The 12,049-nt window shown below is 64.8% G+C and carries 10 protein-coding genes; 1 reads left to right on the top strand and 9 read right to left on the bottom strand.

Going from position 1 to position 12,049, the window contains the following annotated elements; translation table 11 throughout:
- Positions 1–35: 35 nt before the first annotated feature.
- The 7 genes from GEV39_RS10640 to mobA form a co-directional block, all read right to left on the bottom strand.
- Positions 36–1,052 (bottom strand): ABC transporter permease, encoded by a 1,017-nt coding sequence (locus GEV39_RS10640; protein ID WP_173888827.1) that lies wholly within the window; start codon positions 1,050–1,052, stop codon positions 36–38.
- Entirely contained in the window at positions 1,052–2,110 is a 1,059-nt protein-coding gene (locus GEV39_RS10645; RefSeq protein WP_173888829.1) for a microcin C ABC transporter permease YejB, read from the bottom strand. Before GEV39_RS10645 ends, GEV39_RS10640 begins: the two co-directional genes overlap by 1 nt.
- On the bottom strand, positions 2,107–4,035 hold the full coding sequence (locus GEV39_RS10650) for an extracellular solute-binding protein (protein ID WP_457254935.1): 1,929 nt from the start codon (positions 4,033–4,035) through the stop codon (positions 2,107–2,109). The genes GEV39_RS10645 and GEV39_RS10650 overlap by 4 nt, the downstream gene beginning before the upstream one ends.
- Positions 4,036–4,046: 11 nt before the next feature.
- Complete coding sequence (locus GEV39_RS10655; RefSeq protein WP_009686645.1) at positions 4,047–4,328, bottom strand: peptidylprolyl isomerase; 282 nt, start codon at positions 4,326–4,328, stop codon at positions 4,047–4,049.
- Positions 4,329–4,408: 80 nt separating this feature from the next.
- Complete coding sequence (locus GEV39_RS10660) at positions 4,409–5,470, bottom strand: 3-deoxy-7-phosphoheptulonate synthase (RefSeq protein WP_173888831.1); 1,062 nt, start codon at positions 5,468–5,470, stop codon at positions 4,409–4,411.
- Between the two features lie 566 nt (positions 5,471–6,036).
- Positions 6,037–6,345 (bottom strand): hypothetical protein, encoded by a 309-nt coding sequence (locus GEV39_RS10665; RefSeq protein WP_173888833.1) that lies wholly within the window; start codon positions 6,343–6,345, stop codon positions 6,037–6,039.
- 122 nt (positions 6,346–6,467) lie between these two features.
- Positions 6,468–7,058 (bottom strand): molybdenum cofactor guanylyltransferase MobA, encoded by a 591-nt coding sequence (gene mobA, locus GEV39_RS10670; protein ID WP_173888835.1) that lies wholly within the window; start codon positions 7,056–7,058, stop codon positions 6,468–6,470.
- A 186-nt stretch (positions 7,059–7,244) separates the two neighbouring features.
- On the opposite strand from mobA, the gene GEV39_RS10675 reads away from it, so the two are divergent.
- Positions 7,245–7,556, top strand: coding sequence for an HU family DNA-binding protein (locus GEV39_RS10675; protein WP_173888837.1), 312 nt, complete (start codon positions 7,245–7,247; stop codon positions 7,554–7,556).
- 27 nt (positions 7,557–7,583) lie between these two features.
- On the opposite strand, the gene GEV39_RS10680 is transcribed toward GEV39_RS10675, so the two are convergent.
- Both GEV39_RS10680 and GEV39_RS10685 read right to left on the bottom strand, forming a co-directional pair.
- Complete coding sequence (locus tag GEV39_RS10680; protein WP_173888838.1) at positions 7,584–10,709, bottom strand: multidrug efflux RND transporter permease subunit; 3,126 nt, start codon at positions 10,707–10,709, stop codon at positions 7,584–7,586.
- Between the two features lie 11 nt (positions 10,710–10,720).
- A complete protein-coding gene (locus GEV39_RS10685) occupies positions 10,721–11,896 on the bottom strand; it encodes an efflux RND transporter periplasmic adaptor subunit (RefSeq protein ID WP_173888840.1) in 1,176 nt (391 codons plus the stop codon).
- Positions 11,897–12,049: the final 153 nt, after the last annotated feature.

The raw sequence follows: 12,049 nt of genomic DNA on the forward strand, positions 1-12,049 counted from the left end.
CGTTGTTTGCCCGCGCGGGCACCTCGCCTGAAACGTCAGCCCTTCGGGTCAAACGCCTGCCGCAAGGCATCGCCGATGAACACCAGCAACGACAAGATCAGCGCCAGGGCAAAGAACGCGGTAAAGCCCAGCCACGGTGCCTCCAGATGTTGCTTGCCCTGGGTCACCAACTCCCCCAGCGAGGCGCTGCCCGCGGGCATGCCGAAACCGAGGAAGTCCAGCGCGGTCAGCGTGGTGATGGCCCCGGTGAGCATGAACGGCACGTAGGTCAGTGTGGCATTCAAGGCATTGGGCAAGATATGCCGCAGCATGACCTGGCTGTCTGGCAAACCCAGCGCCCGGGCTGCTTTGACGTATTCCAGGTTGCGCCCCCGCAGGAACTCGGCCCGCACCACGTCGACCAGGGTCAGCCATGAAAACAGCGCCATGATCCCCAACAGCCACCAGAAATCCGGCTCGACGAACCCGCTGAGGATGATCAGCAGGTACAACACCGGCAGCCCGGACCATACCTCCAGCAGACGCTGGCCGAACAGGTCGACCCAGCCCCCGTGGTAGCCCTGCAGGGCGCCTGCCGTCACCCCGATGACAACGCTGATCACGGTCAGGGCAAAGGCAAACAGCAAAGACACCCGCGTGCCATACAACACACGGGCCAGCACATCACGGCCCTGGTCATCGGTACCCAGCCAGTTGCTGCTGCTCGGTGGGCTGGGCGTGGGGACCTGCAAGTCGTAGTTCGGGGTGTCGGCGCTGAACGGGATCGGTGCGAACAGCATCCAGCCGCCCTGGTCCTCGATCAGCTTGCGCACGTAGGCGCTGCGGTAGTCGGGCTGGAACGGCAACTGGCCGCCGAATTGCTGCTCGGTATAACGCTTGAGCGCCGGTACGTACAGTTCGCCTTGGTAGCCCAGCAGCAACGGCTTGTCATTGGCCACCAGCTCGGCGCCCAGGCTCAGCGACAGCACGGCGGCGAATACCCACAGCGATACCCAGCCCAGGCGGTTGCGGCGAAAACGTTGCAGGCGCCGGCGCGCCACAGGCGACAACATCAGTGTGCCCTCGTGTCGAAGTCGATGCGCGGGTCCAGCAAGGTGTAGGCCAGGTCGCCGATCAGGCGGATCAGCAGCCCTGCCAAGGTGAAGATGAACAACGTGCCGAAGACGATGGGGTAGTCGCGGGACACGGCGGCGTCGTAGCTCATGCGGCCCAGGCCATCCAGTGAGAAAATCACCTCGATCAGCAGCGAGCCGGCGAAGAACACGCTGATCAGTGCCTGTGGCAACCCGGCCACCACCAGCAGCATGGCGTTGCGCAATACATGGCCGTAGAGCACCCGCCGCTCGCTCAGGCCCTTGGCCCGGGCGGTGACTACGTACTGGCGCGAAATTTCGTCGAGGAAGGCATTTTTGGTCAGCAAGGTGAGGGTGGCGAACCCGCCGATCACCAAGGCGCAGACGGGCAGTACCAGGTGCCAGAAGTAATCGGCCACCTTGCCGAGCAGGCTCAGCTCGTCGAAGTTGTCGGAAACCAGGCCACGCACCGGAAACCAGTTCATTGAAGTGCCGCCGGCAAACACCACGATCAGCAACAGGGCGAACAGGAACGAGGGCAGGGCGTAGCCGACCACGATCAGTGCGCTGCTCCAGGCATCGAAGTGGCTACCGTGGCGCACCGCCTTGCGAATGCCCAGAGGGATGGACACCAGGTAGGTGATCAGCGTGGCCCAGAAGCCCAGCGACAGGGTGACCGGCAGTTTGTCGAGGATCAGGTCGGTAACCTTGGCACCGCGGAAGAAGCTGTTGCCGAAGTCCAGCCGGGCATACTGGCCCAGCATCAGCCAAAGGCGCTCGGGCGCAGACTTGTCGAAGCCGTACTGGCGCTTGATCTCTTCGATCAGTTTGGGGTCGAGCCCGCGGGTGGCGCGTGATTCACCGTGCACAACCTCCGAGCGCGCACCGGGGGCGCCACCGCCTATCCCTTGCAGGCGCGCCACGGCTTGTTCCACCGGGCCGCCTGGCGCGGCCTGTACGATGACGAAGTTGACCAGCAGGATCGCCAGCAAGGTCGGAATGATCAGCAGCAGGCGGCGTAACAGGTAGCGGGTCATGGGGCGGCGTTCCGGCGTATGGCCATCTGTTCATTGGTCAGCGCGGTTGGGCTGATCTCCCACCAGGTGTCCAGGCCTTCATCGTAGGTGGCCTGAACCTTGGGCAAGCCGAAGCGGTTCCACCAGACGGTGGAGCTGCCTGGCGGGTAGTAGTTGGGGATCCAGTAGTAATTCCACTGCAGCACCCGGTCCAGGGCGTGCGCGTGGCGCAGCATGTCGGCCTCGCTGGCAGCGCGTACCAGGCCGTCGATCAGGTGGTCGACGGCCGGGTCCTGCAGCACCATCAGGTTGTTCGAACCGGGGTCGTGGGCAGCGGCCGAGCCGAAGTAGTTGTACAGCTCGGCACCCGGTGAAAGCGTCACCGGGTAGCCGGTCACGACCATATCGTAGTCACGGGCCATCAGCCGGTTGACGTACTGCGCCGAGTCGACGTTACGGATGTTGAGGGTAACGCCGATCTGTGCCAGGTTGCGCTTCCAGGGCAACAACAGGCGCTCCATGCCGGCCTGGCCGTTGAGGAAGGTGAACGCCAGTGGCTCACCTTCGCGGTTGACCAGGCGGTCGCCATCGGCATGCCAGCCGGCCTGCTGCAGCAGGGCCAGGGCTTGCAACTGCTGGGCGCGGATGATTCCCGAGCCGTCAGTGACCGGCGCCGTGAACACGTGGTCGAAGACTTCCTGCGGCACCTGGCCACGCAGCGGTTCGAGCAGTTTCAGCTCGCCGGCATCGGGTAGCTGGCGGGCGGCCAGCGGGGTATTGGAGAACACGCTCTGCTGGCGGATGTACAGGTTGCGCATCATCTGCCGGTTGCTCCACTCGAAGTCCCAGAGCATGCCCAGTGCCTGACGTACACGGCGGTCCTTGAACTGCGGCCGGTCCAGGTTGAACACGAAGCCCTGGGCGACCTGCGGTTTGCCTGGGCCCAGGTGGGCCCGCTGCAGGCGGCCGTCGTCCAGTGTGGCGCCGTTGTAACCCAGGGTGTAGGCGGTTGCGGAGAACTCGCGGTTGTAATCGTAGCCCCCGCCCTTGAGCACCTGGCGCGCCACCTCAGTGTCGCCGAAGTACTCGATGCGCAGTTTGGCGAAATTGTACCGGCCACGGTTGGCCGGCAGGTCACGGGCCCACCAGGTGGGGTCACGCTCGAAGGTGATGCTGCGGCCATTGTCGATCTGGCCGATGCGGTAGGGCCCACTGCCGACCGGTTTGTCGAAGCCGGCCCCGTTGGCGAAATCGCGTTGCTGCCAGTCGTGTTCGGGTAGCACGGGCAAGCTGGCCAGGTCCAGCGCCAGGGTACGGCCGTGCCCGGGTTTGAAGTCGAAGCGGATGCTGCGCGGGCCTTCCACGGTCACCGCGCTGACGTCGGCGAACTGGGTGCGGTAGGTCAGGCTGCCTTTGCTCATCAGCAATTCGTAGGTGAAGCGCACGTCTTCGGCGCGTACCGGCTTGCCGTCGGCGAAGGTCGCCCGTGGGTCGATATCGAAACGCAGCCAGGCGTCCTCCGGGCCACGTTCCATGCGCCTGGCGATCAGCCCATAGACGGTGTAGGGCTCGTCGAATGAGCGCACGGCCAAGGGTGCGAACAACAGGCCATCGACCTGGCTGACGCCAATGCCTTTGTCGATGTACGGCAGGATATGGTCGAACTGGCCAATTTCGATGGCCGAGCGGCGCAGCATGCCGCCCTTGGGGGCACTGGGGTTCACATAGTCGAAATGCTGGAAACTGGCGCCGTAGCGGGGGGCTTCGCCGTACACCGTGAGGGCATGGGTGGGGGCGGCCAGGGCATCGGGGGCGAAACAAAGCAGCAACAGGCACCACAACCCGTGCAAAAGCGGGTTACCCCGCGAATACGCCCGAGCATGCAGCCTCGTTGCCTGAGCTGACGTATTCGCGTGTGAACCCGCTGCCACCGGGGGCATCAACAGCTGTTGGCTGCTTAGTCCTGACGGCTGGTGACTTCCAGCAGGTGGTAGCCGAACTGGGTCTTTACCGGGCCTTGCACGGTATTGACAGGTGCGCTGAAGACCACGGTGTCGAATTCCTTGACCATCTGGCCTGGGCCGAACGAACCCAGGTCACCGCCCTGGCGGCTGGACGGGCAGGTGGAGTTGGCTTTGGCGATTTCAGCGAAATCGGCACCGGCTTCGATCTGGGCTTTCAGTTCGTTGCACTTGTCTTCGCTGGCAACGAGGATGTGACGGGCGGTTGCACGGGCCATGGGTACTGCTCCTTGGGGTAAAAAGTGCAAGCCTAGCGCACTTGTCCGGGGTATGTCTCGCCAGGCTTGCAACCATCGGCTCACAGTTGTTGTGCGGCTTCGCGCAACAGTGTTTCGGTCGAGGCCCAACCCAGGCAGCCGTCGGTGATCGACACGCCGTATTTCAGGGCGCCCTTGCCCAGCGCCTGGCAACCGTCGAACAGGTGGCCTTCGATCATTACGCCCACCAGCGAGCGGTCGCCGCTCAGGCGTTGGGCCAGCACCTCGTTGAACACCGCAGGCTGGCGCGCTGGGTCCTTGCCACTGTTGGCATGGCTGCAATCGACCATGATCCGCGGCTGCAAGCCAGCCTTGGCCAGCGCCTGGCGGGCGAGGGCAATGCTAGGGGCATCGTAGTTAGGCCCCTTGTGGCCGCCGCGCAGCACCAGGTGGGTGTCGGGGTTGCCCAGGGTTTCGATGATCGCCGGGTGGCCTTGCGCGTCCAGGCCGAAGTGGCGGTGCGGGTGCGCAGCGCTGCGCATGGCGTCGCTGGCTACGGCAATACCGCCGTCGGTGCCGTTCTTGAAGCCCACTGGCAGCGCCAAGCCACTGACCATTTCGCGGTGGATCTGCGATTCGGTGGTGCGCGCGCCTACCGCAGCCCAGGCCAGCAGGTCGTCGAAGTAGCCCGCGGCCAGCGGTTGCAGCAGCTCGGTGGCGATGGGCAGGCCGCGCTCGATCATGCTCAGCATCAGCCCGCGAGACAGGGCAATGCCGGCATGCATGTCGTCGCTGCCATCCAGGTGCGGGTCATACGCCAGGCCTTTCCAGCCCACCGTGGTACGTGGTTTTTCGACGTAGGCGCGCATCACCAACAGCAGCTTGTCATCGACTTCGCGGCTGAGGGCGGCCAGGCGGTCGGCGTATTCCAGCGCGGCCCGCGGGTCGTGGATCGAGCAAGGGCCGACGATCACCAGCAGGCGCTGATCGTGGCCTTCGAGGATGTTGCGAATAGCCTGGCGGTGGGCATGGACTTGCTGGGCCAGGTCAGTGGCAAGCGGCATTTGCTGCTTGAGCAGGTGCGCACTGGGAAGGCGTTTGCTGACTGCGGTGTTGGCCGCTTGCGGCTGGGTCAGGGGCAGGGCGAGGCTGGAGGCGTGCATGGCATTTTTCCCTGGGCGGACGGCGGGGGCTGGCCCGCGCGGTCGGCCCTATCGAGGTGTTCGACAGATCGTTGAATTACTGTTGGCTGCTGCATTGCCACCTGTGCAAGACCGATCGGAGGCGGCTGGCTGGCCCGAGCGGGATTGGCTAAATCGCCAGGTGTAGGTGTCGGCGTAGTAATAGGTGGCGTAGTTCATGAAGCGGTCCTCAATGTGAATCGATGGTTTTCAAAGGCCTGAAACGCAAAACCCCCGGTCGGGGAGCCGACCGGGGGTTTGAGTATTCTCATGTTCGGCGGCCCCTCGAAGGTGGGCGCCGTGCAGGTATCGGCGCCTAATGGCTAAACCAATACCCGAAGTAATAGCTTGCTGGAGCTACGCAGCCGGCAACGGCCAGCACAGGGCGCGGCTGGCGACCGGTGTGGTTGGCGAGATGGCGGATGTGTGTTGGCATGTGGCACTCCAGTGAATGAGCCCGAGCTTACTGCAGTTCGGCTGGGCCATTCAATGGATAAATACTATGTGTTCAATCATTTATTTGTGTACTGAATGGTTAAACGGCCCTGTCAACGGCTGTCCTGATCTTCAGCGGTGCCACCGCTGGCGCCGGCACCCGAGCCAGTGGCCTCGCCGGTGCTGTTGGAGCCGCCCGTGGCGCCATCGGCGGCACCGGTGCTGCTGCCGGTGTCACTGCTGTCATTGCTTTTGCCGCTGCCAGGGGTGTTGACGCTGCTGCCCTCACCAGCAGTCTTGCCACCTGACTGGTCGGTTTGTGGGTGGCTGTCGGTGTTGGTGGCCGTGGCGGCGAAGCTGGTGCCAGCGAGTGGGGTCAGCGCCAGTGCCAGGCACAGAGAGAGCGGGCGAATGCGGATCATGGGATATCTCCATCGTGCGGATGATCTGTCATTCGTTTGGCCTGGTGAGCTGGGCTGGGTGCCGTTCGGGCGACGAGCGGTAAGCGCAACAAGCGATGGGGGCCGCTGCGCCGGGCCGGCGATCAGCGAGATTGTGCGTGTTCTTGCAGCAGCTCGGGGCTGTTGAAGTTGCTCAAGCGGCGATCGTCTTCGCTGCACTCAAGCGCTTGCACCTTGGCGCGCAACAGGGCCTTCTGCAAGCTCCGCTCACCCTCGGCCCAGGCCTGCTCCAGCATCGGCAGCAACCGGCGCGGCAGTACGCTGAACATCGGCTGCCAGTAGCCGCCCTGGTGCGCCATCGCGGCACTGTCATTGGCCGCAGCAACCCGCAGCAGGTCTTCGATTAATGCGCGGTCAACCAGTGGCGCATCGCAGGCCAGCACCACCACCCATGCATGCCGCGCCACCTTCAGCCCGGCAATCACCCCCGCCAGCGGCCCGGGGAAGTCATGGTCGGCATCGCTCACCAACTGGTCGGCATACACCCGGTATGCCTGCTGGTTGCGGTTGCAGGAAATCACCAGGTCGTCAGTCAGGGGCCGTAGCACGCGGTGGATAGCGGCCACCAGTGGTTCGCCCTGCCAGCTGATCAGGCCCTTGTCACGGCCGCCCATACGCTGCCCGCGGCCTCCCGCGAGGATCAGGGCGGAGCAGGTGAGCAATTGTTCAGTCATTGGCTAAAGTCCGAGGCAGGTACGCAGGCAACCCTCACACGCACGACAGCGGATGTCCAGCAGACGTGAACGCGGGGCCAGGGCACTGACATTTTTGCCAGTTGTGCCCGCCGCTGCTTCTCCCTTGAATAGGGCAGCAGCCTTGCGCTCGCAATGAGGGCAAGCAAGATTCCAAGGAGAAGGCAATTGAACAAAGCGCAACTTATTGAACAGGTAGCAGCGCGCGCCGTACTCAGCCAGGCGATGGCCAAAAAGGCCGTCGATGCCTTCATCGATGGGATCAAGGCGTCGCTGAGCACACACACGCCTGTCACTTTGGTGGGTTTCGGCAAGTTCGAGACCGTCCGAAGGTCAGCGCGGGTCGGCAGGGACCCGCTATCTGGCAAGCCGTTGAACATACCTGCGGCGATGACGGTCAAGTTTCGAGCTGGCAAGGATCCGAAGGATGCCGTCAGATTCCGCGGGGAGTCCGAGGCCAAGACCAGCCCCCGCAAGTGAACGCAGAGGGTCCCTGGGGACCCTCATTCAGTGGCTGCCGTGCAGCGCCTCGCCCGCCGTTGCGGTTTTGCGCGTGCCAGCCAGCCGCATCACGCTGACGAAGAACACCGGCACGAATACCACCGCCAGCGTTGCGCTCAGCATGCCGCCGATAACCCCGGTGCCGATCGCCTGTTGGCTCGCCGAGCTGGCACCGCTGGCGATCGCCAAGGGCACCACGCCGAGGATGAACGCCAGCGATGTCATCACGATCGGCCGCAGGCGCAGGCGGGCGGCCTGTACGGCGGCATCGGCGGCGTCCATGCCCTGGTCGACCAGGTGCTTGGCGAACTCGATGATCAGAATGGCGTTCTTCGCCGACAGGCCGATCAAGGTGATCAGGCCGACCTTGAAGAACACGTCGTTGGGCATGCCGCGCAGGGTTACCGCCAGTACCGCACCCAGCACGCCGAGTGGCACCACCAGCAGCACTGCGGTGGGTATCGACCAGCTCTCGTACAGCGCAGCCAGGCACAGGAACACCACCAGCAGCGACAGCGCCATCAACATCGGCGCCTGGCTGCCGGACAGGCGTTCTTGCAGTGACAGACCGGTCCATTCCAGGCCGGTACCGGCGGGCAGTTGCGCGACCAGGCGCTCGATTTCGGCCATGGCTTCGCCCGAGCTGTAGCCGGCGGCCGGTTCGCCTGAAATCGACACTGCCGGGTAGCCGTTGTAGCGCGTCAGCTGCACCGGGCCGCTGACCCATTTGGCCTGGACGAACGCGGCCAGCGGCACCATCTTGCCGCTGCTGTTGCGCACATGCATGTTCAGCAGGTCTTGCACCTGGCTGCGCTGGTCGCCTTCGGCCTGCACCACCACGCGCTGCATGCGGCCCTGGTTCGGGAAGTCGTTGACGTAGCTGGAGCCCACTGCCACGTCGAGTACCGAGCCAATATCGGCAAACGTCACGCCTAGGGCATTGGCCTGGCGGCGGTCGATCTCCAGCTGCACCTGCGGGCTTTCCGCCAGCGAGGCTTCGCGCACGTTGCTCAGCACCTTGCTCTTGGCGGCCTGCTCGAGAAGCTGGTCACGCGCCGCCATCAGCGCGCGGTGGCCCATGCCACCCCGGTCCTGCAGGCGGAACTCGAAGCCGGTCGACTCGCCAAGCCCGTCGATGGGCGGCGGCAGTACGGCGTAGGCCACCGCATCCTTGAGTTGCGTGAAGGCCTGGTTGGCGCGCTCGGCAATCGACTGGGCAGTGTGTTGGGCACCGCGCTCGGACCAGTCCTTGAGGGTGGTGAAGGCCAGCGCAGCGTTCTGCCCACTGCCCGAGAAGCTGAAACCCAGGATCAGTGTGGTGTTGCCGACCCCCGGTTCTTCACTGTTGTGCGCCTCGATCTGGGCGGCCACCTGTTCGGTGCGCATGCGGCTGGCGCCCGGCGGCAGCTGGATGTCCGTTATGGTGTAGCCCTGGTCTTCGGTGGGCAGGAACGCCGTGGGCAGCTGGCTCAAGCCATAGCCCAATACCCCCAGCAGCAGCGCATACAGCAACAGGTAGCGCCCGCTGCGTTGCAGCGCTTGCATGACCCAGCGCTGGTAGCCATTGCTCATGCCCTCGAAACGGCGGTTGAACCAGCCGAAGAAACCCTTGCGTGCATGCTGTTCGCCCTTGGCCACAGGCTTGAGCAGCGTGGCGCACAGTGCCGGGGTCAGGCTGAGGGCGAGGAAGGCCGAGAACAGAATCGATACCGCCATGGCGACCGAAAACTGTTGGTAGATCACACCCACCGACCCTTGCATGAAGGCCATGGGCAGGAACACCGCCACCAGTACCAGGGTGATGCCGATGATCGCGCCGCTGATCTGGCTCATGGCCTTGCGCGTGGCTTGCCGGGGCGGCAAGCCTTCTTCGGCCATGATGCGCTCGACGTTTTCCACCACCACGATGGCGTCATCGACCAGGATGCCGATGGCCAGCACCATGCCGAACAGGGTCAGCACGTTGATCGAGAAGCCCAGCGCCAGCATCACGGCGAAGGTGCCCATCAGTGCCACCGGTACCACCAGGGTCGGGATCAGCGTGCAGCGCAGGTTCTGCAGGAACAGGAACATCACCGCGAACACCAGCAGCATGGCTTCGAACAGGGTACTGATGACCTGCTCGATCGACACCTTGACGAACGGCGAGGTGTCGTAGGGGATGTCGTACCTGACCCCCTCGGGGAAGTAGCGCGCCAGGTCCTGCAGTTTCGCCCGCACCAGGGTGGCGGTTTGCATGGCATTGGCGCCTGGTGCCAGCTGCACGCTGAAGGCCGTGGCAGGCTTGCCGTTCAAGCGAGTGCCGTACTGATATTCCTGTGCGCCGACTTCCACCCTGGCGACATCGCCAAGGGTGACCACGGAGCCGTCGGGGTTGGCGCGCAGCACAATGGCGGCGAACGCTTGCGGCGTGCTCAGTTGGCCTTGGACCACCACGTTGGCGGTGATTTCCTGGGTGCTGCGGCTGGGCAGGTCGCCAATGCTGCCAGGGGCTACCTGGGCGTTCTGGCCGGCGATGGCGTCGGCCACGTCGTTGGGCGTGAGGTTGAAACCGACCAGCTTGCGCGGGTCGATCCAGATGCGCATGGCCCGTTCCGAGCCATACAGCTGGGCCTTGCCGACGCCTTTGAGGCGGCGTATTTCATCCATGACGTTACGCGCCAGAATGTCCGACAGGGCGGTTTCGTCGAGTTTGCCGTCTGTGGAGGTGAGAGTGGCCAGCAGCAGAAAGCCAGTGGACACCTTCTCGACCTGCAGGCCCTGCTGGGTGACCGGGCGCGGCAGGCGGGACTCGACCACCTTCAGGCGGTTCTGCACGTCGACCTGGGCCAGGTCCGGGTGGGTGCCCGGGGCGAAGGTGGCGGTGATGGTGGCGCTACCCAGGCTGCTCTGCGATTCGAAGTACAGCAGGTTGTCGGCGCTGTTGAGCTCCTGTTCGATCAGGCTGACCACGCTTTCGTCCATGGTGGCTGCCGAGGCACCCGGGTACACGGCGTAGATCTCGACCTGCGGCGGTGCCACGTTAGGGTATTGGGCCACCGGCAGTTGCGGGATGGCCAGCGCACCGGCCAGCAGGATGAACAGCGCGACCACCCAGGCGAATACCGGGCGGTCGATGAAGAATTGCGGCATGGGTCAGGCCCTCACTGGCCGTTGTGCTGTGCGATGGGCGGCGTTTGTGGGCTGGGGGCGACCTGCACCTGGTCGCCGGCCTTGACGTGCTGCAGGCCCTCGATGACCACGCGCTCGCCAGCGGCCAGGCCGGCGCTGACGATCCAGCGGTCGCCCTGGGTATTGCCCAGCACCACCTCGCGCTCGCTCACCCGTGCCTGCTGGTCGACCACCAGTACCTTGGGCACCCCGGCGCTGTCACGCAGGATGGCGCGCTGCGGCACACTCAGGCCATTGGGTTGCACGGCCTGCTCGAGGCGCACGCGCACATAGCTGCCGGGCAACAGGTCCAGGTCCGGGTTGGGGAACTCGCTGCGCAGGGTGATCTGGTTGGTGCTGGGGTCGACGCTGATGTCGGAGAACAGCAATTTGCCCGGCAGTGGGTAGGCGCTGCCGTCGTCCTGGATCAGCGTCGCCCGGGCCCGACCGTCGCCCACCTGCTGCAGCTCGCCCGCGCGCAAGGCGCGGCGCAGGGCATTGAGCTCGCGGGTGGACTGGGTGACATCGGCGTGGATCGGGTCCAGTTGCTCAATGGTCGCCAGCGGGGTGCTCTCGTTTTGCCCGACCAGCGCGCCTTCTGTGACCTGGGCACGGCCGATGCGGCCGGAGATGGGCGCGGTGACCGTGGCATAGCCGAGGTTGAGGCGCGCGCGCGCCAGTGCTGCCTTGGCTTCGGCTACGGCGGCATCGGCCTGCAGCAGGCTGGCCTTGGCATTGTCGTATTCCTGGCGGCTGACCGCCTTGACGTCGACCAGCTGGCGGTAGCGCTGCTCTTGCAGGCGACTCTGGTAGTGTGTGGCTTCGGCCTTGGCCAAGGTTGCGCGGGCACTGTCGTGGTCGGCTTTGAACGGCGCCGGGTCGATCAGGAACAGCACATCGCCTTGCTTGACGTCACTGCCTTCGCGGTACACCCGCTTGAGGACCACGCCGGCGACCCGCGCGCGGACTTCTGCGGTACGCGGGGCCAGGATGCGGCCACTGAGTTCGCTGCTGATGGCCAAGGGCTGCAGTTGCAGGGTTTCCACCCGTACTTGCGGGGTGGGCGCCTGTTGGTCTTGCTCGGTGCTGCCGTCACAGCCGGCCAATGGCAGGCTCAGCAGCGCCAGCAGCGCCAGAATGGGCAGGCGCCGGGGGAGGGTAGTAGGCATACGGATCTTCCGAGGGTTAGCCTGTGTATGCTACGGCAGGCGCGGGCTGCGCGGCTGTTAACAGCTGTAGGGCGAGTGTGAAAAAGTGTGAAGAAAAAGCCGATGCTGCCGCGCTGTTCTATATCCTGCCTGCTAACGTGCCGCCCAGCCCCA

Source organism: Pseudomonas sp. NY5710, assembly GCF_013305665.1.
GTDB classification, from domain to species: domain Bacteria; phylum Pseudomonadota; class Gammaproteobacteria; order Pseudomonadales; family Pseudomonadaceae; genus Aquipseudomonas; species Aquipseudomonas juntendi.